The organism is Bifidobacterium callitrichidarum (genome assembly GCF_003129905.1).
GTDB lineage: Bacteria > Actinomycetota > Actinomycetes > Actinomycetales > Bifidobacteriaceae > Bifidobacterium > Bifidobacterium callitrichidarum.
In genome coordinates this window covers 40,956-62,991 of the sequence record NZ_QFFM01000016.1, presented here as the reverse complement: position 1 = coordinate 62,991, position 22,036 = coordinate 40,956, and the positions used below count along the sequence as shown (strand labels likewise).

Annotated in this window: 19 protein-coding genes and 1 tRNA gene; 16 read left to right on the top strand and 4 right to left on the bottom strand. The window is 63.5% G+C overall.

Going from position 1 to position 22,036, the window contains the following annotated elements; translation table 11 throughout:
- Positions 1-72: 72 nt before the first annotated feature.
- From DF196_RS08610 to mmsB, 11 genes are all read left to right on the top strand, one after another.
- A complete protein-coding gene (locus DF196_RS08610) occupies positions 73-1,125 on the top strand; it encodes a carbohydrate ABC transporter permease (protein WP_109057437.1) in 1,053 nt (350 codons plus the stop codon).
- The gene (locus tag DF196_RS08605; protein ID WP_109057436.1) at positions 1,122-2,018 is read left to right on the top strand and encodes a carbohydrate ABC transporter permease; all 897 of its coding nucleotides are present in this window, start codon (positions 1,122-1,124) and stop codon (positions 2,016-2,018) included. The genes DF196_RS08610 and DF196_RS08605 overlap by 4 nt, the downstream gene beginning before the upstream one ends.
- Before the next feature lie 174 nt (positions 2,019-2,192).
- Positions 2,193-3,812 carry a glycoside hydrolase family 43 protein gene (locus DF196_RS08600; protein ID WP_109057435.1) on the top strand — a complete coding sequence of 540 codons (1,620 nt, stop codon included), beginning with the start codon at positions 2,193-2,195 and terminating at the stop codon, positions 3,810-3,812.
- Between the two features lie 9 nt (positions 3,813-3,821).
- Positions 3,822-3,986: a hypothetical protein gene (locus DF196_RS13475; RefSeq protein ID WP_158276303.1), complete on the top strand. Its 165-nt coding sequence runs from the start codon at positions 3,822-3,824 to the stop codon at positions 3,984-3,986.
- Between the two features lie 76 nt (positions 3,987-4,062).
- Entirely contained in the window at positions 4,063-5,901 is a 1,839-nt protein-coding gene (locus DF196_RS08595; protein ID WP_109057434.1) for a glycoside hydrolase family 43 protein, read from the top strand.
- Positions 5,902-6,019: 118 nt separating this feature from the next.
- A complete protein-coding gene (locus DF196_RS08590; RefSeq protein WP_109057433.1) occupies positions 6,020-6,652 on the top strand; it encodes a sugar O-acetyltransferase in 633 nt (210 codons plus the stop codon).
- A 58-nt stretch (positions 6,653-6,710) separates the two neighbouring features.
- A complete protein-coding gene (locus tag DF196_RS08585; RefSeq protein ID WP_109057432.1) occupies positions 6,711-8,705 on the top strand; it encodes a right-handed parallel beta-helix repeat-containing protein in 1,995 nt (664 codons plus the stop codon).
- 124 nt (positions 8,706-8,829) lie between these two features.
- Positions 8,830-9,024: a hypothetical protein gene (locus DF196_RS08580; protein ID WP_109057431.1), complete on the top strand. Its 195-nt coding sequence runs from the start codon at positions 8,830-8,832 to the stop codon at positions 9,022-9,024.
- A 600-nt stretch (positions 9,025-9,624) separates the two neighbouring features.
- Positions 9,625-10,740 (top strand): substrate-binding domain-containing protein, encoded by a 1,116-nt coding sequence (locus DF196_RS08575; RefSeq protein WP_109057430.1) that lies wholly within the window; start codon positions 9,625-9,627, stop codon positions 10,738-10,740.
- Positions 10,741-10,931: 191 nt separating this feature from the next.
- Positions 10,932-12,473 (top strand): sugar ABC transporter ATP-binding protein, encoded by a 1,542-nt coding sequence (locus tag DF196_RS08570; protein ID WP_217624838.1) that lies wholly within the window; start codon positions 10,932-10,934, stop codon positions 12,471-12,473.
- A 72-nt stretch (positions 12,474-12,545) separates the two neighbouring features.
- Entirely contained in the window at positions 12,546-13,757 is a 1,212-nt protein-coding gene (gene mmsB / locus DF196_RS08565) for a multiple monosaccharide ABC transporter permease (protein WP_109057428.1), read from the top strand.
- Between the two features lie 287 nt (positions 13,758-14,044).
- Here the strand turns inward: mmsB and DF196_RS08560 are convergent, their stop codons facing one another.
- The 3 genes from DF196_RS08560 to DF196_RS08550 all read right to left on the bottom strand — a co-directional run bounded on the left by DF196_RS08560 (position 14,045) and on the right by DF196_RS08550 (position 16,982).
- On the bottom strand, positions 14,045-14,389 hold the full coding sequence (locus DF196_RS08560) for a hypothetical protein (protein ID WP_109057427.1): 345 nt from the start codon (positions 14,387-14,389) through the stop codon (positions 14,045-14,047).
- Positions 14,390-14,618: 229 nt separating this feature from the next.
- Positions 14,619-14,954 (bottom strand): hypothetical protein, encoded by a 336-nt coding sequence (locus DF196_RS08555; protein ID WP_109057426.1) that lies wholly within the window; start codon positions 14,952-14,954, stop codon positions 14,619-14,621.
- Positions 14,955-15,461: 507 nt separating this feature from the next.
- Positions 15,462-16,982 carry a xylulokinase gene (locus DF196_RS08550; protein ID WP_109057425.1) on the bottom strand — a complete coding sequence of 507 codons (1,521 nt, stop codon included), beginning with the start codon at positions 16,980-16,982 and terminating at the stop codon, positions 15,462-15,464.
- 235 nt (positions 16,983-17,217) lie between these two features.
- Between DF196_RS08550 and DF196_RS08545 the strand changes: the two genes are divergently transcribed.
- The 5 genes from DF196_RS08545 (at position 17,218) to prmC (ending at position 21,136) form a co-directional block, all read left to right on the top strand.
- Positions 17,218-18,444: an ROK family transcriptional regulator gene (locus DF196_RS08545; RefSeq protein WP_109057424.1), complete on the top strand. Its 1,227-nt coding sequence runs from the start codon at positions 17,218-17,220 to the stop codon at positions 18,442-18,444.
- Between the two features lie 182 nt (positions 18,445-18,626).
- Positions 18,627-18,700 (top strand) — tRNA-Ile (locus DF196_RS08540).
- Between the two features lie 115 nt (positions 18,701-18,815).
- Positions 18,816-19,028, top strand: a complete 213-nt coding sequence (rpmE, locus tag DF196_RS08535) for a 50S ribosomal protein L31 (RefSeq protein WP_109057423.1) — start codon at positions 18,816-18,818, stop codon at positions 19,026-19,028.
- Positions 19,029-19,172: 144 nt separating this feature from the next.
- A complete protein-coding gene (gene prfA / locus DF196_RS08530; protein ID WP_109057422.1) occupies positions 19,173-20,261 on the top strand; it encodes a peptide chain release factor 1 in 1,089 nt (362 codons plus the stop codon).
- On the top strand, positions 20,258-21,136 hold the full coding sequence (gene prmC, locus DF196_RS08525) for a peptide chain release factor N(5)-glutamine methyltransferase (protein ID WP_109057421.1): 879 nt from the start codon (positions 20,258-20,260) through the stop codon (positions 21,134-21,136). The genes prfA and prmC overlap by 4 nt, the downstream gene beginning before the upstream one ends.
- A 68-nt stretch (positions 21,137-21,204) precedes the next feature.
- On the opposite strand, the gene DF196_RS08520 is transcribed toward prmC, so the two are convergent.
- Complete coding sequence (locus tag DF196_RS08520) at positions 21,205-21,804, bottom strand: sugar O-acetyltransferase (protein ID WP_193852572.1); 600 nt, start codon at positions 21,802-21,804, stop codon at positions 21,205-21,207.
- Positions 21,805-22,036 lie beyond the last annotated feature (232 nt).

Sequence of the window (22,036 nt, the reverse complement as noted above, 5' to 3'; positions counted from 1 at the left end):
AAGGGCCGTGGTGTCCGCCAAGGAGCGCCACCACGGCCCGTCTTTTCCCAAGGTATAAGGAAGGTCTCACCAATGTCAGCATCAGCGGGCGCAGCAATCAAGCGCCGCCAGTCGGTTCTGACCGACAAGGCTCGCAAACGCATCGAAATCGCCATTCTTTCGCTTCCGGCCCTCATCATGTTCCTCGGCTTCGTGATTCTGCCGGTGTTCATGGCCGGATACTACGGATTCTTCAAGTGGAAGGGCTACGGCAAGCCGACCGTCAACGGCCAGTTCATCGGCTTCGAAAACTACAAGATCATCCTGACCGACCCCAACTTCCAGGAAGCCCTGGGCCACACGCTGTTCGTGGTGGTCGCCTCCCTCGTCATTCAGGGCCCGCTCGCCATCCTCTTCGCACTGCTGCTCAATCAGAAGTTCAAGGGCCGCGCCCTGATTCGTACCCTCATCTTCGTGCCGTATGTGGTGTCCGAGGTCATCGTGGGTACCGGTTGGAGCCTGATCCTCCAGACCACCGGTGCGTTGAACGCCATCCTCAAGAAGATGGGATTGGCCGGAGCCGATTGGATCTCCGACCCGAAGATCGCCATCTGGACGTTGATGTTCATCATCTCGTGGAAGTACATCGGCTTCGCCGTCATCCTCATGATCGCCGGCATGCAGTCGATCCCCGAGGACCTGTACGAGGCCGCCCGCGTGGACGGTGCCGGATTCTGGCGCCAGCAGTGGAGCATCACCCTGCCGCTGCTCGGACCCACCATCCGCATCTGGGCGTTCATGTCCATCATCGGTTCGCTCCAGCTCTTCGATCTGGTGTACATCATCTGGGGCCAGTACGTCTCGTCCACCGCCGGCACCTCCACGATGGCCACCTACATGGTCCGCGAAGGCCGACTCGCCAACAACTACGGTTATGGTTCCGCAGTGGCCGTGGTGATCTTCATCATCTCCCTGGTCATCGCCCTGACCTATCAGAAGTTCGTGCTCAACCGCGACCTCGAAGGCGCTCTCACCGACGAGAAGGACGCCAAGCGCCGCGCCAAGCGTGCCGCGAAGGAAGCGGCCAAGCGTGCCAAGGCCAATGGTGGCTCCGTGGCAGTTGCAAATGAGGTGATTTCACAATGACGACCGCAGTTTCCCAGCCTGCACACAAGACCGGCAGGAAGAACTATGACCCGTACGCGCTGAGGAAGTCCTCCAAGACCCCGTGGGGCAATCCCGTGGTCTACTTCTTCTCGCTGCTGCTGGTGGCGCTGTGCGTCGGCCCGGTGCTCTACATCATCATCGGCGGCTTCCGTACCAACTCGCAGATCACCCGCGACCCGGCCGGCTGGCCGAACCCGTGGAACTTCGAGAACTACAAGACGGTGTTCACCTCGAACATCTTCTGGTCCGAGCTCGTCAACTCGCTCATCGTCTCCATCGGCACGATGGTCGGCGTGGTGGTGCTGGCCCTCATGGTGAGCTTCGTGATCGCCCGCTACGAGTTCAAGCTCAACAAGTTCCTGTACTCGTTGTTCGCGGCCGGCATGATGTTCCCGATCACCGTCGCCATCACCCCGCTGTACCTGCTCCTGCGCAACCTGCACCTCATCAACTCGCATCTGGGCATCATCCTGCCGCAGATAGCGTTCGGCCTGCCGCAGGCCATCATCATCCTGGTGCCGTTCCTCAAGTCCATCCCCAAGGAGCTGGAGGAGGCCGCCGAGCTTGATGGTTGCTCCCGTATCGGATTCTTCGGCCGCATGGTACTGCCGCTGAGCTGGCCGGGCGTGGCCACCGTCGGCATCCTGACCTTCGTCAGCAGCTGGAACGCCTACATGCTGCCCCTGTTCCTGCTCAACGATTCGAGCAAGTACACGCTGCCGCTCGGCGTCCAGATGTTCAGCTCGCAGCACTCCGTCGATACGGCCCAGGTGCTGGCCTTCACCTCGCTCTCGATGATTCCGGCCCTGCTGTGCTTCACCATCTTCCAGAAGAAGATCGTGGGCGGCCTGACCGGTGCCGTCAAGGGCTAAGCAAGGTGCCGCCAACCGCGAGCAGGAATAGGCCAGTGCCGGGCCTCAAACCGGCACATCCCATACCCGTGCCGTGGGAAGGGCGATCGGTCTTTCTTCCGAGCCGATTCCTTTCATCCTCCTCCTTCCCTGGCCCTTCCCACGGCACCCATTCTTTTCAATGAGGAGAAGAACATGCAAATCTCCAACCCCGTACTTCCCGGCTTCAACGCCGACCCCTCGATGATCCGCGTCGGCGACACGTACTACATCGCCAACTCCACCTTCGACTGGTGGCCCGGCGTGCGCCTGCACGAATCCAAGGACATGGTCCACTGGAACCTGCTGCCCGGCCCGCTGAACCGCGTCTCCCAGCTGGACATGAAGGGCAACCCCTCCGGCGGCGGCATCTGGGCCCCCGACCTGTCCTATGCGGACGGCAAATTCTGGCTCATCTACACGGACGTGAAGATCGTCAACGGCGCGTTCAAGGACTGCGCGAACTACCTCGTCACCGCCGAGGACATCCATGGCCCCTGGAGCGAGCCGATCCGCGTCAACGGCGTGGGCTTCGACGCCAGCCTCTTCCATGACGACGACGGCCGCAAGTACCTGGTCCAGCAGACCTGGGACTTCCGCGAATACCATCACCAGTTCGACGGCATCACCCTGACCGAATTCGACACCGAAACTATGCACCTGAAGCCGGAAACGGCACGCACCATCTGGCGCGGCACGGACGTGAAGCTGGTGGAGGGCCCGCACCTGTACAAGATCAACGGCTGGTATTACCTGTTCTGCGCCGAAGGCGGCACCCAGTACGAGCACCAGGAATCCGTGGCCCGTTCGCGCACGCTGGACGCCGAATCCTTCGAAGGCGACCCGCACAACCCGTTCATCTCCAACTTCGACACCCCGGACACCTACCTGCAGAAGCAGGGTCACGGCGCGCTGGTGGAGACGCCCGGCGGCGAATGGTATTACGCCTCCCTGTGCGGCCGCCCGTGGCGTCACGAGACCGAACCGGCCCACGGCGTGCGCGGCTGGTGCACGCTCGGCCGCGAGACCTCCATCCAGAAGGTCGAATGGGATGAGGACGGCTGGCCGTACGTGGTCGGCGGCCACGGCGGCGAACGCTACGTCGAGGCCCCGAAGGACGCCATTGCGACCGAGGCACCGGCAGACCACTCCCAGCATGACGAATTCGACTCGGACACGCTGGACCCCAACTGGAACACCCTGCGCGTGCCGTTCACCGAAGCCATGGGCCATGTGGGCGGCGGTTCCCTGACCCTGCGCGGCCAGGGCTCGCTTTCCAACCTGTTCGAGCTCTCGCTGATTGGCCGCCGTTGGCAGGCATTCGACTTCGACGCCGAAACCAAGGTGACCTTCAATCCGGACAACTACATGCAGATGGCCGGACTCACCAACTTCTACAACCACCTGTGCTGGTCGTGGGCCTTCGTCACCTGGGATGAGAAACGAGGCAAGCGCGTCATCGAGGTGGCCCAGAACGACTTCGACACCTACACCTCGTTCCTCAAGGACAAGGCCATCGAAGTGCCGGGCGGAGTCGAATCCGTATGGTTGCGGACCAAGGTGCGCACCGGCACCTACGGCTACGAGTACTCGTTCGACGGCGAGATCTGGCATGAGATTCCGGTCGTGCTGGACGCCGCCGTGCTCTCCGACGATCATGTGGCCCGCAACTATGGTGGCTTCTTCACCGGAGCGTTCGTGGGACTGGCCGCCGTTGACCTGTCCGGCTACGGCAAGGAAGCGGTGTTCGACCACTTCGATTACCGGGAACTGTAACGGATGATCATGATGCGGTGCGCGGCTTCTCGCAGAACGGCGGGAGCCGCGCACTTCGTCGAGCAGGGGCATGATGTCCACATGATTCGCGTGGCCGGAGGCGAACATGAGGGGAATTTCTGGAGCGAACCGGTCACCGCGGCGATCATCGACTTCATCGAGACGCATGCATAGCGGTGCGTCCATCCGATGATGGTTTTTCGCGGTACGAACAGTAGGAGGGGGAGTGATGAGCATAGCAGCGCCAAGCATGCGGACACGGCCATTGACCGGAGAAAAGGACGATCGTGTCGCCGCGCGCGTGCGCACGGTCGCCAATCCGGTGATGCAGGGCATGTACCCGGATCCCTCGTGGATATGGGATGAGACACGCGGTGAGATCGTGCTGGTCAATTCATCGTTCGAACTGGTGCCGGGCTTGCCGATCCACGTCACGCGCGACCTGACATCCTGGGAGCACGTGGGCGATGCAGTGGACGCGGCGATGGCCCGCCGGTTGCTCATCGACGGCGTGGAGGACTCCGGCGGACTGTATGCGCCGACCATCCGACGCATCCGCGGACGGTATGCCATCGTATGCACCGTGGCTCGTGTGAATGAGGAACGGGCGCTCGCCGCCGGTTGTTCACCGGCGGACATCGAGGACTGCCGGGCGGCCCAAGGCAACTTCGTCATCACAGCGGACACATTGGAAGGGCCATGGCAAGGGCCCTATTGGGTGGCGGACGCGGAAGGCATCGATCCGGACATCTTCGAGGACAACGATGGCGCGGTCTGGTGGACACAGACCCGTCCGGCCGTCAAACCCCAGTGGGAAGGCCAGACCGAGGTCTGGGCCCAGCCCATCGACCCGTCCGACTGGACGCTGCAGGGCCACAAGACCGTGATCTGGCGCGGCTACGGATTGGACGCGGTCTGGGCGGAAGGCCCACATATGTATCGCATGGGCGACTGGGTGTACCTCATGACCGCGGAGGGCGGCACCAGCTTCGAACACAGCGAAATGATGATGCGCACGTATGCACCGCAAGGGTTCGCGGCCGCGATCGCCGGATTCGAGCAAGGCATCGCCGCGCGCGACGTGTGGATCGAACCGGCGCGCGAAGGCGCGCACAGCGTCGTCGGCCAATACGACCGCCTGTTCCAGGCCTGCAAGCGCAATCCGATGCTCACGCACCGTCACCTCGGCAACAGCGAGCTCATCCAATGCGTAGGCCACGCCGACCTGCTGCGCCACCCGCAAGCCGGCTGGCTGCTCGCCTGCCTCGGCGTGCGCGAGACTCCGGGACGGGAGCCGGGCGAACTGTTCAGCTACCTGGGCCGTGAAACGTTCGTTGCGCCGGTTGCCTGGGAACGCAACCCCGTCTCTTGGAAGCTGGCGGGCGACGGTCCGGCCAAGCAGGATGACACTGCGGATCCCGGATGGCCGGTCGTCGCCCCCGGACTGGGACGTCTGCCTGCCGCGCTCGCCGTTTCTTTGGATGATGACGGCGCGTTGCGCTCGGTGGAATCCGTCGAGGTTCCGCTGAATTGTTTGGCTGATGACGGATATGCCGAACGCATCGACGAACAGGACGACCGTCTGATCGGCGTCCGCGGCCGCGACGGATACCGGTTCATGCGCGTGGACGCGCCGGACTATGCGGCGATGGTCCCGCCGAACCGGGAACTGATGCTGCATCAGGACTCGACGCACTACGTCACGATGCGCGTAAAGCAGGGCGGACTGACAGCCGAAATCACCGACCGAGGCGAGACCTCGCTGCTGGATTTGGGGACGATCGAGCCGGGCGAATGGTTCGGCATGCGACTGTATGACAATCGGTTGCGATTCCTGGCCGTCCGGCCTGTCGCCTGCGATGTGGCTCATCCTTCATCGGCAAAGACCGAGGACGAAGACGATGCCGAGGTAGTCGCTGCCGCGGTCGGTAGTTCGCCCTGCGAAACCGTGCTGATGGCGCACGCCGACATATCCGGCGCCCGGACGCTGGGGGAGTGCGACGCGCGATTCCTCAGCACCGAATGGGCCGGCGGCTTCGTCGGATGCCTGGTCGGCAGCCGTACAATATCGTCGGGCGCATATAGTTAAACCGTTGAACCGATACTTGATTCAAACGAAATTTCGGAGGACCATCCCTCATTCGGCTTTGCCGTCGGCTCCCGGCAGGGGAGCCGGGGAAATCACACCAATGCAAGGAGGCAATGCAATGGCCCATGATCTCGAACAATTGAAGCGCGACCACCCGGACGTGGCGAAGCTCTTCGCGGACGACTGGCTGCAATACCGCAAATCGGAGATCCTGCCGGAACTCACGCGCGAGGCCCAGTCCACATGCGACCGCATCAACCGCATCTACTTCGAGGACACCCCCGAAGCCGAGCGGCTGTTCCGCGAGCTGGTGCCGGAGGCCGGCGAAGGCGTGGACTTCCGTCCGCCGATCCGCCTGGACTACGGTCTGGGCTTGAAGATCGGCGACCGCACCTTCATCAACATGGACTTCCTCATCGTGGGAGGCGGCCCGATCTCCATCGGCTCCGACTGCCTCATCGGCCCGCGCGTGAGCATCTACACGCCGAACCACGCCATCGAACGCAAGCCCAGGCTTGAAGGCTGGCAGCACAACGAGGACGTGACCATCGGCAACAACGTGTGGCTCGGCGGCAACGTGGTGATCTGCCCCGGCGTCACCATCGGGGACAACACCATCATCGGCGCGGGTGCCGTGGTCACGCACGACATCCCCGCCGACTCCATCGCCGTGGGCAACCCCTGCCATGTGATCGGCCAGGTGCCCGAGGACTGGACGCCCGAACAGCGCGCCGCCGTGGAGGGCGCATAGGTTTTCGCCGGCCCATCGGCACTGTCGGGCCGGCACCCATCAGCAAAGGAGCAATGCAATGACGCAGTATCATGTTTCGGCTTCGGCCGGTTCCCCGGCGGGCATCGGCAGTGAGGTCGACCCGTTCCTGACCATCGGCCAGGCGGCGGCCATCGCGCGCGCCGGCGACGAGGTGATCGTGCACGCGGGCACGTACCGGGAGTCCGTGGACCCGCGCTTCGGCGGCGAGAGCGAGACGAACCGTATCGTCTACCGCGCCGCCGAGGGCGAGCCGCGCCCGGTCATCACCGGTGCCGAACGCATCGACACATGGGTTCCGGAAGGCGAAGGCGTATGGCGGGCCGAGATCCCGAACTCGTTCTTCGGCGGATACAACCCGTACGTCGAGACGGTATTCGGCGACTGGACCGTCTACCCCGATCCCAAGGTGGAGGTCCGTCACCTGGGCGACGTGTACCTCAACGGCAAGTCGTTCTACGAGGTCTCCTCGCTGGACAAGGTGCGCGAACCGGAACGCTGGGACATCGGGCGCGACGCGGCCACGGACTCCATCGTGCCGTTGCTGGACCCGGACGCCACGGTGAACGTATGGTATTGCGAGACGAACGACGAAACCACCACGATCTGGGCGAACTTCCATGATGCGGACCCGAACGCGGAGGCCACGGAGATCAACGTGCGCGAGACGTGCTTCTACCCGTCTCGCCCGTTCGTCAACTACATCACCGTGCGCGGGTTCGAGCTGTGCCGCGCGGCCTGCCCGTACACGCCGCCGACCGCGGATCAGGTGGGACTGATCGGCCCGCACTGGTCGCGCGGCTGGGTGATCGAGGGCAACGTGATCCACGACGCGAAATGCTCCGCCATCTCGCTGGGCAAGGAGATCTCCACCGGAGACAACGATTCGACCCGCACGCACCGCAAGTCCGGCTACCAGTACCAGAAGGAGGCCGTGTACAAGGCCCTGCACGTGGGTTGGAGGAAGGGCGTGGTCGGCGGCCATGTGGTGCGCGGCAACGTGATCTACGACTGCGGCCAGAACGGCGTGGTGGGGCACATGGGCTGCGCGTTCAGCTTCATCGAGGGCAACCACATCTTCCGGATCGGTACCAAGCGTGAGTTCTTCGGCTGGGAGGTCGCCTCGATCAAGATGCACGCCGCGGTGGACACCGTGGTGCGCGGCAATCGTGTTCACGATTCGGTGCTGGGCATGTGGCTCGACTGGCAGGCACAGGGCACGGTGGTGGATGCGAACGTGTTCTACCGCAACACGCGCGACGTGATGACCGAGGTGACCCACGGGCCCATCACGTTCACGAACAACGTGTTCGCCTCCGAGTTCAGCTTCGATGATTACGCGCAGGGCGCGGCGTTCGTGAACAACCTGTTCGCCGGCCGCATCCGCCACACCCAGGTGCTCGACCGGTCCACGCCCTACCACTTCCCGCACTCCACCGACCCCGCCGGCGAGGCCTTCGTCTACGGCGGCGACGACCGGTACCTCAACAACCTCTTCATGGCGGTCGGCGGTGCCGGCGAGGCCGAGCGCATGACGGATGCCGCCGGCGGCGAAGGCGTGGTGGATACGGGCACCGCCTGCTTCGAGGACCATCCACATTCGCTCGCCGAATACGAGAGACGCATCGAAGAGGCCGGCCTCGGCGATGAGGAGCTGTACCGCAGCATCCCGCAGCCTATGACGCTGGCATCCAACACGTATCTGAATGGGGCGAAGGCCGCCTCGTGGGAGCCGGACGCCGTAGTGTGCGGTGAAGCCGGTGCTTTGAGCCTGCGTGAGACCGATGATGATGAGCTGTGGCTCGCGGTCACGCTGCCCGAAGCGGTGCGCGGGGCGACCGGTCCGGTGGTCTCCACCGCCGACCTCGGCCAGCCGCGCATCGTGGAGGGATACTTCGAACAGCCGAACGGCTCGCCCATCGTGGTGGACCGCGACATCACCGGCGCCGCCCGTGGCGAGCGTTCCGCCCGCGGACCGCTCGCCGCGTATCCGGCGGATGAGGTGCTCGTTTGGCGAAGCGGTGCGGCCAGCTGATGACCCGCTGCGGAACGACGTCGGATGACTTGCGCATGTAACAAAACGGGTATATGGTTAAATCATTGAACTAAATAACCGTACCCGTTCTGCGTACCTGCGCAACGTCAATGGAGATACCGCTATGCACGCACATCGAATGCTGTTGTTCTCGCTGGCCATGCTGGCCGTGGCCTATGCCGTCCTGCTGTTCGTGGATCCCGTGGCCGCCCCGATCGGCGCCCTGCTGACCGCCGCCGGACTGGTGCTGGTCTCCACGCGCTACGCCTGGCGTCCCAAGTTCCTCGCATTGTTCGAGACGGGGGAGACCGCCCGCTGAGTCCCGATTCCCGGATTCCTGGTCGGATTATCCGATAATTCAAAACCGCAACCCTTGCGATGTCCCGTCGCAACCCACGCCGTCCCGCGTATCCAGCGGGACGGCGTTTTTTCGTTTAGCTTCGTTAAGCCAAGATTGGCATGGCCCCCATTCTCGGCTCCCCTTGTCAGGGGAGCTGGCGGCGAAGCCGACTGAGGGGTAGTCCAATGGAATTCATGCCGATGTTGATTTAACGTCGCCTTTCGTTTTGTTGCGGATGATGTGCGATTTTGAACGTAATTCGTGTGCATTTTGGTGCGTTTTGACTCGCCCCGCCATGTTCGCGGGGTGGAAGGATTTCGGCGTGTCGCGTTTTTCTCAACGATGAAATGACGTACTTCATAGTTCGAGGGAATGTTGAAAAACTGTCATTGTTACCGCTCACATTTAGTTAGCTGAGTGAATCAAACACCTGAAAAACGGCCTTATTCCAGCCAAACTTAACGATTGGTAATTGTTAAACCAAAAAACTATGTGGTATATTTTTAACAGGTTCGGCAATGGTTGCCAGACCGCAAGGAAGAGGAAACAAAGTTCCTATCAATGACGAAAGGAATCCCCATGAACAAGTGGACCAAGGCTCTCGGCGTCATCGCTGCGACTGCTATGCTCGTCCCGCTGGCCGCCTGCGGCGGCGGAACCCGCGGCACCACCACCGCCGGTGGTGACAGCAGCAGCTCCGGCGACGTCAAGGTCGGCATCTCCATGCCCGAGCAGATGCTCGAGCGCTGGAAGATCGATGGCGAGAACCTGAAGAAGCAGCTTGAGGGCTACGGCTACGACGTCACCCTGCAGTACGCGGACGGCAAGACCGATCTGCAGACCTCCCAGATTCAGAACATGGCCAACAACGGCATGAACTACGTGGTCATCGCCTCCATCGACGGCACCGCCACCGGTGCGGCCGCCGAGCAGGTCGCGGCCAACGGCGGCAAGGTCATCGCCTACGACCGCCTCATCATGAACACCGACGCCGTCGACTACTACGCCACCTTCTCCCTGGAGGACGTCGGCCGCATGCAGGGCGAGTACATCGAGCAGAAGCTCGGCCTGAAGGACGGCCAGAAGGGCCCGTTCAACGTCGAGCTCATGGCCGGCTCCCCGACCGACAACAACGCGGGCTACTACTTCAAGGGTGCCTGGGACGTGCTCGGACCGTACTTCAAGTCCGGCGTGCTGCAGTCCAAGTCCGGCAAGGTCCCGTCCTCCGCCGACGATTGGCAGTCCATCGGCATCGACAACTGGGATCGCCAGAAGGCCCAGAACGAGATGGAGAACCGCATCAACTCCTTCTACAACGACGGCACCAAGCTTGACGCCGTGCTCGCCCAGAACGACGCCGAGGCAACCGGTACCTACAACACCGTCGAAGCCGCCGGCTGGGACTACTACCCGATCATCACCGGACAGGACGCCGAGAAGGCCAACGTCCAGGCCATCGTCCAGGGCAAGCAGTCCATGACCGTCTACAAGGACACCCGTGAGCTGGCCAAGGCCACCGCCGAGATGATCAAGGCCCTGGTCGACGGCAAGGAGCCGACCGCCCCGGACACCTTCAACAACGGCACCAAGGACGTCCCGTCCCAGCTGCTGACCCCGGTCACCGTGGACAAGGACAACCTCAAGGAAGTCCTCGTTGACGGCGGCTACATCTCCGCCGCCGATGCCGGCCTGTGATCGGAATCGGAAGTCGATCACCAAGCCATAAGGCATAAGGAAAAGCACAGTACGCGGGCTTCGGCCCGCCGCTAGCTCACAGAACAGGAGGCGCCGCACTGCATCGTTGCGGTACGGCGCCTCCACCATGCACAGGGACATTACTATCGGAGGAGGTAACTGTGGCTACAAACGGTGACGTGATTCTCGAAATGCGTCATATCGTAAAGCGCTTCGGCCCGGTCACCGCATTGAACGACGTGAATATCACGGTCAAGAGGGGCCAGATATTCTCGATCTGCGGTGAGAACGGCGCCGGCAAGTCGACCCTGATGAACGTGCTGTCGGGCGTGTACCCGTACGGCACCTACGAGGGTGACATCGTATACAACGGCGAGACCTGCAAGTTCAAGACGATCCGCGATTCCGAGGAGAAGGGCATCGTGATCATCCACCAGGAGCTTGCACTGGTGCCGTACATGTCCATCCAGGAGAACATCTTCCTGGGCAACCAGAAGAAGAAGGGCATCGCGATCGATGCCGACCAGCAGCGCAAGATCGCGTACGACGTGATGAAGAAGGTCGGTCTGGACGAGAACCCGGACACCTTGATCTCCAACATCGGCGTCGGCAAGCAGCAGCTGGTCGAGATCGCCAAGGCCCTCACCAAGAATGTGAAGCTCCTCATTCTGGACGAGCCGACCGCCGCCCTGAACGACGAGGATTCCAAGAACCTGCTCGACCTGATCGACGGCCTGCGCCGCGACCAGGGCATCACGGCCATCATCATCTCCCACAAGCTCAACGAGATCGCCTACTCCGCCGACGCGGTGCAGGTCATCCGAGACGGCCACACCATCAGCCATATCGACATCGACGCCGAGCACCCGCTGGACCAGGACGTGCTGATCCGCGACATGGTGGGCCGCCCGCTGACCAACCGCTACCCGGTGCACGAGAGCCACATCGGCAAGGAGATGTTCCGCGTCGAGGACTGGAAGATGCATCACCCGCTCGACGAGAACCGCCTGGTCGCCAAGGACGTGAGCTTCAACGTGCGCGCCGGCGAGATCGTGGGCATGGCCGGCCTGATCGGCGCGGGCCGCACCGAGACCGCCATGAGCGTGTTCGGCCGCCAGTACGGCACCAACGCCTCCGGCAAGATCTTCGTGGAAGGCAAGGAAGTCAAGTTCCCGACCGTGCGCTCCGCCATCGACCACGGCGTGGCCTACGCCACCGAGGATCGCAAGGTCTACGGCCTGAACCTCATGAAGACCATCCGTGAGAACACCTCCCTGGCCAGCCTCAAGGAACTGTCCAACAAGCTGGGCGTGGTGGACGAGACCCGCGAGAAGCAGACGGCCGAGAAATACCGCAAGGAGTTCCGCACCAAGGCCCCGACCATCGAGATGCCGGCCGGCAACCTGTCCGGCGGCAACCAGCAGAAGGTCGTGCTCGCCAAGTGGATGGCCACCGATCCCAAGGTCCTGATCCTGGATGAGCCGACCCGAGGCATCGACGTGGGTGCCAAGTACGACATCTACGAGATCATCGACCAGCTGGCCGACTCCGGTTCCGCGGTGATCGTGATCAGCTCCGAACTGCCCGAACTGCTCGGCATCTGCGACCGCATCTACACGATGAGCGCGGGCCAGATCACCGGTGTGTTCAACGCCAAGACCACCAACCAGGAGGAGCTCATGAAGTACATGACCTCCCCGACGGCCCTGCCCAAGGACCAGGTCTTCGCCTGACGCCGCCAGCCGGCCCGATCGACGCGCCGGCATCGTGATAAAGCAAAGAAGCTTCGAAAGGATAATCCCCAAATGTCTACCGCAACCGTTTCCCCCGCCGCGAAGAAGGGCGAGGAGCAGAGCCTCAAGTCCCTGCTGCTGGGCAACATGCGCTCCTACGGCATCTACCTGGCCCTCGTGCTGGTCATCATCGTCTTCCAGATCCTGACCGCGGGCCGCCTCCTGAACCCGAACAACGTGGTGGCCCTGTTCCAGCAGAACGCCTACGTGCTCATCGCCGCCATCGGTATGTTGATGATCATCATCGCCACCCACATCGATCTGTCCGTGGGCTCCGTGGTCGCCTTCATCGGCGGCGTCGGCGCGCTGGCCATGAAACACGGCGTGCCGTGGTGGGCCGCGATCCTGCTGATGATCGCCATCGGTCTGGTCATCGGCGCATGGCACGGCTTCTGGGTCGCCTACGTCGGCGTCCCCGGCTTCGTGACCACCCTGGGCGGCATGCTCATCTTCCGTGGCCTCGCCACCGTCGTGGCCGGCGAGTCCATCCCGGTCTCCAACGCCGCCTTCCGCGCCATCTCCAAGGACTATGTGCCGACCATCTTCGTGGGACCGTACGCGCTGACCGCACTGATCGTGGGCATCGCCGCCATCGTGCTCGTGATCTGGAGCCAGCTGTCCAAGCGCGCCAAGGCCGTCAAGAACGGTCTGCCGGCCCAGCCGATGAGCTTCGTGGTCCTCAAGTGCGTGGTCGCCGCCCTCGCCATCGGCTACGTCACCTACCTGCTGGCCATGTCCGGCAACGCCACCCAGGGCGGCATCCCGATTGTCCTCGTGATCATCGGCGTGCTGGTGTGCGTGTACTACTTCGTGCTCAACCGCATGGTCTTCGGCCGTAACGTCTACGCCGTCGGCGGCAACCGCAAGGCCGCCATCCTCTCCGGCATCGACACCAAGAAGGTCGACTTCGAGATCTTCCTGAACATGGGCTTCCTGGTCTCCATCGCCTCCATCATCACCCTCTCCCGCCTGGCCTCCGCTTCCGCCCAGACCGGTATGGAGTTCGAGATGGACGCCATCGCCGCCTGCTTCATCGGTGGCACGGCCGTCACCGGTGGTATCGGTACCATCCCCGGCGCCATGGTCGGCGCTCTGATCATGGGCGTCCTGAACCAGGGCCTGTCCATCATGGGTGTGGACGCCGCCTGGGTCAAGACCATCAAGGGCCTCGTGGTCATCGCCGCCGTGGCCTACGACCTGCTCTCCAAGAAGAAGAAGGGCTGATCTCGCAATCCGTGGGGTCCGGGCCGCATCTTCCAACGGATCGGGCTCCACAAGGATAGGAACGTAGTTCCCATTCCTCCTCCGAAAGGGACGTCGCTCAGGCGGCGTCCCTTTTCCGTGTTGCTGCGCCGGATGCACAACCGGCGCTATGTATGCGGTTCGACCATCATGCCGCATACATAACGCCGGTTAGGGCATCGAAAACGGCGCTATGTATGCGTGGCCTTCGTTGGGCCGCATACATAACGCCGTTTTGATGGTTTTGATGATGTGAGGGGAGTTGAAGGCTACTTCTTCTTCGCCTTCTTGACGCGCTTGGCCTTGCCGGCGGGCTTCTTGGGTTCGAGGAACGGCCACTTGCCCAGCGCCCACTGGTGGAATGGCGGAATCTTGCCGACCGCGAAGCCGACCGCCAGTCCGGCCACGATGGCCCATGTCTCCAGATCCCGCTCGGCGATGAGCAGGCCGATGAACACCAGCGCGATGACGAAGCACATCATCTGCGATGCGCGCGACTGCTTGGTGGTCACCTGGTCGGCCTTCATCGGAATGAGGCCCAGGAACGTGCCGCAGGGTATGCAGACGATGCCCAGCGCCGCGCTGATGGCGATGTCCAAAGTAGTTGAATCCATGATGCTCCTTCGATGACGCATATCCGCATGCCGTGCCGCTCCGATCGTGCCGTTGGCCGTCGGTCGTTGGCTGTTTGCCCAGCCGGCGGCGAATCGCGATGAAGCGGGGACGATACGGTCTGTGAACAATAGTAAAGCGGCAACCGCCAGAGCAGGCCGTCACCGCTTGAAAAGCCTTTGATATGTCGTGATTACTGATGGGCCGTCGGCGAAGCCAACGGCGGGGAAGTCAGTTGTTCTTCGAATTGGATTCCGTCTTGGTGTCAGCGACTTCCGTGGTTTCGCCGGTGCCGGGCGCTTCGTCGTCCTGCCCGCCGTCCTCGACGTCCTCGGCATCGTCGTCGCCCGGCTCCTCGTCATCGTGCTTTCCGGGCTGACGCCACCACAGGATCAGCGCATTGGCCGCGCAGTAGACGGCCGCGATGCCGATGCACACCAGGAAGATGATGTTCGACGTGCTGATCATCGTGCCATCGGCCATCGATTCCTGGACGGACTGCCAGATCCAGACCACACAGGCCAAAGCGGTCAGGGCGTACAGCATCATACGTGAGCGATCATTCATAAGCGTTCTCCAAAATAGTGCAAACCATTCGATTATAACGGGGCTGCCATGGCGGGCCGTCGCCTTACGCGACGGCGATCGGCAGGCCGGTTCGGTGTCTGTCAGTCGCCGGCATGACCACTGCCGCCACCGCATCTCAACGTTGCGATTCTTTGGCGACAGGAAGGCCGCCGGCCAAGTCGGACATCGTCGCATATTCATGCGCGCGTGCCGGCCTGACCGACGGCCTGATGCGTATCTATGGCGGAAATCCTATGGCTCGGTTAAATCAAAATTGACATGCCCCTATTCTTGGCTCCCCTTGTCAGGACATTGCCGTGAAGCAAACAGCGGAGCTGTTTGTAGGCAATGTGCGAGACGACAGTCGAGCCAACAGAATGCGAACGGAGTTCGTCATTAATTTGCAGGACGAGCTGGCGGCGAAGCCGACTGAGGGGTAGTCCAATGGCATTCATGTCAACCTGGGTTTAACAAAGCCAATCCTATCGGCGTATGCCTAAGGCTGCCTCAGCCGCGGGCCTTGGCGTAGGCGGCGTACACGGCCTCGGTGGGTTCGCCGGTCTCCACGCCCTCGATGCTGAGCTCCCAGGCGGGAGGCTCGGCCTCGCCGGACAGCACCCAGGCGGCCTGACGGGCGGCACCGATGGCCACGTACTCGTCGGTGGCCGGACGGGTCACATCCATGCCCAGGATCGAGGGGGCCAGCGTGCGGATCGCCACGGACTTCGCGCCGCCGCCGATGAGCAGGATGCGGCTGATCTGGGCGCCCAGGGAGCGGATGAGCTCCAGGCAGTCGCGCTGGGAGCACAGCAGGCCCTCCACGAACGCGCGGGCCAGGTTCTCCTTGGTGGTGTTGTGCAGCGTCAGACCGGTCAGGGACGCGGTGGCGTCCGGACGGTTCGGCGTGCGCTCGCCGTCGAAGTACGGCACCAGCGTGATGCCGCCCGCACCCGGCTCGGACTTGAACGCCAGTTCGGCCAGCTCGTCATAGTCCACGCCCAGCGCCGCACGGCCGGCGTCCAGGATGCGCGAACCGTTGATGGTGCAGGCCAGCGGCAGATAGTGGCCGGTGCAGTCGGCGAAGCCGGAGACGGAACCGGAAAGGTCGTACACCGGGTTCTCGGCGATGGCAGCGGCCACGCCGGAGGTGCCCAGCGAGATGGAGACGTCGCCCACGGCCATGCCCAGGCCCAGCGAGGCCATGGCGTTGTCGCCGCCGCCGGGGCCCAGGATGCAGCCGCCTTCGACGTCCTTGCCGGCGATGGCGGGGGAGGCCTTGACCGCGGCGGACTCGGTGGGGCCGAGCACGGTGGGCAGCACGATGGCGTCCGCATGGGCCTTGGCGGCCTCCTCGCCTTCGGCCGGGGCCAGCACCATGGCGATGAGGTCGCGGCGGTACTCGTCATGCGCGGCGTCGTAGTAGATGGTGCCGGAGGCGTCGGAACGATCGGTGAACAGGGCCTCGAGATGGGCGTCCTCGCCCTCGGCCACCGGACCGTAGCCGGCGATGCGCCAGCTCAGCCAGTCGTGCGGCAGACAGATGGCGGCGATCTTCCTGGCGTTCTCGGGCTCGTTCTCGGCCACCCACGCCACCTTGGTCAGCGTGTAGGAGGCCACGGGGGAGGAGCCGACAGCCTTGACCCAGCGCTGCTTGCCGCGGGCGGTCACATCCTCGGGCTCGTTGTCCTCGGCCGGGGCCTCGCCGAGCTTGTCGATGAGGGCTGCGGCCTGCGGGGCGGAGCTGATGTCGTTCCACAGCATGGCGTCGCGGATCACATTGCCCTGCTTGTCCAGAATCACCATGCCGTGCTGCTGGCCGCCCACGGCGAGGGCCGCCACGTCATCCAGGCCGCCGGCCTGCTCTGCCGCCTGCTGGAAGGCCTCCCACCAGAACTCGGGGTTGACGGAGGTGCCGTCCGGGTGCTTGGCCTGGCCGAAGCGAACCTGCTCGCCCGTCTCGGCGTCCGTGATGCGGACCTTGGTTGATTGGGTTGACGTATCGACGCCGGCAACCAGTACTTTCGCCATGTATTCCTCCTCGGTGAGGTTCGTGCGCCTGATATCCACTGATATATCCGGATATTCGACGCGCCATGCTGAATAAGTTAGACGATTAAACTATACTGTATTCCAAGCCGCGATTGCAAACGGAAACACGCGAAGAAGCGTGCGATGGCAATCGTCGGGCGTGCGTAAGACGGTATTGTTTGTGAGGGGCTCTCGGTGACGCTGGGGGAGCGGAATCACGGAAAGGCAGGGCGGCATGGCGGGACTACGCAGAATCAATCAGGAAGATTTGCGCAACCATAACCTCTCGGTCACGCTCGACACCCTGTTGCGCGCGCAACGGCCGATGAGCCGTGCGGACCTCGCCAAGGAGACCGGGCTGACCAAGGCCACCATGTCGCTGCTGGCCTCGATGCTGCTGGATGGCGGGGTGATCCAGGAGGACGATCCGGTGGTGCTCACCACCTACGGCCGTCCCAGCACGCCGCTGAAGATCCGTGGCGGTACCATCGCCGGCATCGGACTGCAGATCAACACCGATGGCTATGGCTGTCTGGCGCTCGACCTCAACGGCGACACGCTCGGTCAGGAGTGGGTCAGCGCGGACATGACCGACACGAACCCCTACGAGATCTTCGCCAAACTGGACGCCATGACCTTCCCGTTGGAAAGCCGGCTCAAGCGCCGCGGCTGCAAGGTGGTGGGCTCCGGCCTCGCCCTGCCGGGCATCGTGACGGATGACATGTGGCTGCTCGTGGCCCGCAACCTCGGCTGGGAGAATGTGAACCTGACCCGGTTCAACGTGGTGCGCAGGCTGGATGTGGTGGCCGGCAACGAGGCCAAGATGGCCGCCATCGCCCAGATCCCCGGGTACGCCACCGAGCGTGCGGGCTTCCTGAACGTGGTGGACCGCACGGATTCGTTCATCTACCTGTCCACCGACATCGGCATCGGCGGCGCCGTGGTGCGCGACGGCGAGGTGGTGACCGGCTCGCACGGATTCGCCGGCGAGATCGGCCACATGTCCGTCTCGATGGATGGGCCGTTGTGCCTGTGCGGACGGCATGGTTGCCTGGAGGCGTTCGCCGGCCGACGCGCGCTGGTGGAGGCGGCCGGCATCGCCGAAAACGAGGAGGCCACCAGTTCCGAGGCCATCGAGAAGTTCCTGCAGCGCTGGCGTTCCGGCGATCCGAAGGTGGCCGCGGTGGTGGACGAGGCGGCCGATGCGCTGGTCTCCGCCATGGCCTCCGCCGTGAACATGGTGGACGTGGATACGGTGCTGCTCGGCGGCCTGTGGACGCACTTCGGCGACGAGCTGGCCACCGTGCTCGAAGGCCGGCTGCGTTCCGAGATCCTGGGCTATCCGAACGTGAAGATCCGCGTGTTCGTGCCGCCGGTGTCCGAGCATCCCTCGCTGTACGGCGCCGCCGAAATGGGTCTGCGTCGGTTCATCGAGAATCCGCTCGCCTACATCGGGCAGTAGCGGACGTATGTCTGGTGCGTATGGCGACCGTTGAACCCTGGACCGTTGAACCTTGGACCGTACGGTCCAGGGTGCGGGGATTGCCGATGAGCCGAGGATATGCGGGGCGTGTGGTTCCGTGCGGCCCGTGCTACACTGGACAGGTTGGCTTCCGCGGCGCTTCGCGGGTGAAAGGCCAGCGTGGGGCCATAGCTCAGTCGGTTAGAGCATGCGACTCATAATCGCCCGGTCCTCGGTTCAAGCCCGAGTGGCCCCACTTATGCTGTTTTCGGCGCGCCCGTCCGCCCATGCGAGTACAATCCCAAAGGTTCCGGTTCACGCATACCATAGGGGCATGCGACCCGGGTCCCCCGAATCATTAGGAGACGCAAATGAAGCAGGGTATCCATCCTGATTACCACCCCGTTGAGGTGACGTGCTCGTGCGGCAACACCTTCGTGACCCGCACCGCTGGCAAGGAAGATCACATGTTCGTTGACGTGTGCTCTCAGTGCCACCCGTTCTACACCGGCAAGCAGAAGATTCTCGATACCGGTGGCCGCGTTGCTCGCTTCGAGAAGCGCTACGGCAAGAGGAGCAAGTAGCATTCTTCACGCCAGTCCATCTCGGTCCGGCATGCTTCGGCATGTCCGCCGTGGGACTGGCGTTTTTGTATTCTTTTCACCCTTCACCATTCATCACGTATTCCAGTTCAGGTTCCATCCACGGAAAGAAGCGAAAGAAGCGTCATGGCAGACGAACAGTTCCCGGCGGCGGCGACCGCGCTTGAGGAGTATGAATCCATCGAACAGCAGATGGCAAGCCCCGAAATCGTGTCCAACCCGGACAAGCTGCGCAAGCTGGGGCGCCGCCATGCCGAACTCGGCGCCATCGTGGGCGCCTACAAGTCCTGGCTGCAGGTGAAGGACGACCTCGAGGCCGCGCGCGAGATGGCCGACGAGGACCCCGATTTCGCCGATGAGGCCAAGCGACTGGAGGAGGAGCTGCCGGCCGCCGAGGAGAAGCTGCGCACCGCGCTTATCCCGCGCGACCCGGACGACGCGCGCGACACCATCATGGAGATCAAGGCCGGCACCGGCGGCGAGGAGGCCGCGCTGTTCGCCGGCGACCTGCTGCGCATGTACACCCGGTACGCCGAGAAGCGCGGCTGGACCGTGAACGTGCAGTCCGAGAACACCACCGAGCTTGGCGGCGTCAAGGACGTGCAGATCGCCATCCGTGCCAAGGGCACGCCCGCCCCGGAGGACGGCGTGTGGGCCTCCATGAAGTACGAGGGCGGTGTGCACCGCGTGCAGCGTGTGCCCGTCACCGAATCGCAGGGCCGCATCCAGACCTCCGCCGCCGGCGTGATCGTGTTCCCCGAGGCCGACGAGGACGACGACGAGATCGAGATCGATCCGAAGGACCTCAAGATCGACATCTTCATGAGCTCCGGCCCCGGTGGCCAGTCCGTGAACACCACGTACTCCGCCGTGCGCATGACCCACATCCCCACCGGCATCGTGGTGAGCATGCAGGACGAGAAGTCGCAGATCCAGAACCGCGCCGCCGCCCTGCGCGTGCTCAAGTCCCGCCTGCTGGCCATGAAGCATGAGCAGGAGGCCGCCGAGGCCGCCGACATGCGCCACTCGCAGGTCCGTTCGCTGGACCGCTCCGAGCGCATCCGCACGTACAACTTCCCGGAGAACCGCATCGTCGACCATCGCACGAACTACAAGGCCTACAATCTGGACGCCGTGCTCGACGGCGACCTGCAGGCCGTGATCGATTCCGACATCCAGGCCGACGAAGCCGAACGCCTCGCCAACCAGCAATGATCATTTCCGATGTGATTCGTGAGTCGGCGGCGCGACTGCGCGAGGCCGGCATCGAAACGCCCGAGCATGATGCGAAACTGCTGCTGGCCGAAGCGGCCGGTGTGGAGCTGCGTGACGTGGACAAGGCGCTGCTCATGGGAAGTGCGCTTGAATACGACGAGGCCCGGTTCTCGGCCATGCTGGAGCGCCGCGCCAAGCGCGAGCCGTTGCAGTACATCGTGGGTCATGCGCCCTTCCGCTACCTTGACCTGAAGGTCGGTCCGGGTGTGTTCATTCCACGCCCCGAGACGGAGACCGTGGTCCAGGCCGGTTTGGACTGGATGACCCGTCACGGGCTCATGCACCCGCGTGTGGTGGATTTGTGCGCCGGTTCGGGCGCCATCGGTCTCGCCGTGGTCACTGAAGTGCCCGGCAGCCAGGTGTGGGCCGTGGAACTGTCGGCGCGCACGGCCGAATGGACGCGCCGGAACCTGGCGGAAACCGCGAAACGATACCCGTCCATCGCCTCCAACTACCAGCTGGAATTGGGCGACGCCACGTCGCTGACTACGTTGGCTCAATTGGACGGCACGGTGGACATGGTCATCACCAATCCGCCGTACGTACCCGAAACGGACGTGCCCGAACAGCCCGAAGTACGCGACTGGGATCCCGAACTGGCCCTGTATGGCGGTTCGGCGGACGGCACGCTGATTCCCGAACGCATTATCGAGCGCGCGTTCCGTCTGTTGAAGCCTGGTGGCGCGCTGGTGATGGAACACGACGTAACCCAGGGCGGCCGTCTGGTTGCCTACGCCAAAGCCACCGGTTTCACGACCGCCATAACCGGCCAGGACTGGACCGGCCGCGACCGCTACCTCTTCGCGGAGAAATAGGCCTATCTTGGCTCCCCTCGCTGAGGGGAGCTGGCCGCGTAGCGGACTGAGGGGAGCCGGAGAAGAAACTACAGCGCGTAATACTGCAGCGCGGAGGCGTCCTTGTCGGTGATTTCGCGAATCGGGCGGGCCGGATTGCCCACGGCCACGGTGTGCGGCGGAATGTCGCGCGTGACCACCGAACCGGCACCGATCACGCAGCCCTCGCCGATCGTCACGCCGCCGATCACCGTCACATTGCCGCCGAACCAGCAGTTCGAACCGATCACGATCGGCTTGCCGTACTCGTAGTCGTACATCGAACCGTCCGCGGCCTCGCGCACGTTGCGGTCCTGCCAACGCAGCGGGTGCATCGGCGGCAGCAGCGAGACGTTCGGTCCGAACAGCACATCATCGCCGATGGTGACCGGGCAGCAGTCGAGCACGGTGAAATTGAAGTTGGCGAACACGCGGTCGCCGATGGTGGTGTGGCAGCCGTAGTCGAAGAACACCGGGCCCAGAATGTCAAGGTGCTTGCCGTGACCCGGCAGCAGTTCGTCGAGGATGGCGTTGCGGGTGGCGTGGTCGGCGCGCGAGGTGGCATTGAAGCGCGTGCACAGGTCGGCGGACTTGTCTCGCAGGGCGACGAGTTCCGGATCGGCCGGGTTGTACAGGCGGCCGGCGAGCATCTCCTCGTGTTCGCTGGCGCGCGGCAAGCGCAGTTCCACGGGCGGCAGCTCGGCGGCGGGATTGATGGAATCGGAACCGTTGGGTTCGGCTGGATTGGCGGTTGCGGCGGCGATGTCGCTCATGGGAGGTCCTCCATATTATTGCGTAAGGAAACAAAAACCGGGCTCCATTGTAATGACCCGCACCGCATACGGGCCTGCGTTGCTCGCATTTGGTTCGACGATTTGACTT

Coding starts and splice junctions, on each gene's coding strand:
- DF196_RS08610 (WP_109057437.1), top strand. CDS start 73: ATGTCAGCATCAGCGGGCGCAGCAATCAAGCGCCGCCAGTCGGTTCTG.
- DF196_RS08605 (WP_109057436.1), top strand. CDS start 1,122: ATGACGACCGCAGTTTCCCAGCCTGCACACAAGACCGGCAGGAAGAAC.
- DF196_RS08600 (WP_109057435.1), top strand. CDS start 2,193: ATGCAAATCTCCAACCCCGTACTTCCCGGCTTCAACGCCGACCCCTCG.
- DF196_RS13475 (WP_158276303.1), top strand. CDS start 3,822: ATGATGCGGTGCGCGGCTTCTCGCAGAACGGCGGGAGCCGCGCACTTC.
- DF196_RS08595 (WP_109057434.1), top strand. CDS start 4,063: ATGCGGACACGGCCATTGACCGGAGAAAAGGACGATCGTGTCGCCGCG.
- DF196_RS08590 (WP_109057433.1), top strand. CDS start 6,020: ATGGCCCATGATCTCGAACAATTGAAGCGCGACCACCCGGACGTGGCG.
- DF196_RS08585 (WP_109057432.1), top strand. CDS start 6,711: ATGACGCAGTATCATGTTTCGGCTTCGGCCGGTTCCCCGGCGGGCATC.
- DF196_RS08580 (WP_109057431.1), top strand. CDS start 8,830: ATGCACGCACATCGAATGCTGTTGTTCTCGCTGGCCATGCTGGCCGTG.
- DF196_RS08575 (WP_109057430.1), top strand. CDS start 9,625: ATGAACAAGTGGACCAAGGCTCTCGGCGTCATCGCTGCGACTGCTATG.
- DF196_RS08570 (WP_217624838.1), top strand. CDS start 10,932: ATGCGTCATATCGTAAAGCGCTTCGGCCCGGTCACCGCATTGAACGAC.
- mmsB (WP_109057428.1), top strand. CDS start 12,546: ATGTCTACCGCAACCGTTTCCCCCGCCGCGAAGAAGGGCGAGGAGCAG.
- DF196_RS08560 (WP_109057427.1), bottom strand. CDS start 14,389: ATGGATTCAACTACTTTGGACATCGCCATCAGCGCGGCGCTGGGCATC.
- DF196_RS08555 (WP_109057426.1), bottom strand. CDS start 14,954: ATGAATGATCGCTCACGTATGATGCTGTACGCCCTGACCGCTTTGGCC.
- DF196_RS08550 (WP_109057425.1), bottom strand. CDS start 16,982: ATGGCGAAAGTACTGGTTGCCGGCGTCGATACGTCAACCCAATCAACC.
- DF196_RS08545 (WP_109057424.1), top strand. CDS start 17,218: ATGGCGGGACTACGCAGAATCAATCAGGAAGATTTGCGCAACCATAAC.
- rpmE (WP_109057423.1), top strand. CDS start 18,816: ATGAAGCAGGGTATCCATCCTGATTACCACCCCGTTGAGGTGACGTGC.
- prfA (WP_109057422.1), top strand. CDS start 19,173: ATGGCAGACGAACAGTTCCCGGCGGCGGCGACCGCGCTTGAGGAGTAT.
- prmC (WP_109057421.1), top strand. CDS start 20,258: ATGATCATTTCCGATGTGATTCGTGAGTCGGCGGCGCGACTGCGCGAG.
- DF196_RS08520 (WP_193852572.1), bottom strand. CDS start 21,804: ATGCTCGCCGGCCGCCTGTACAACCCGGCCGATCCGGAACTCGTCGCC.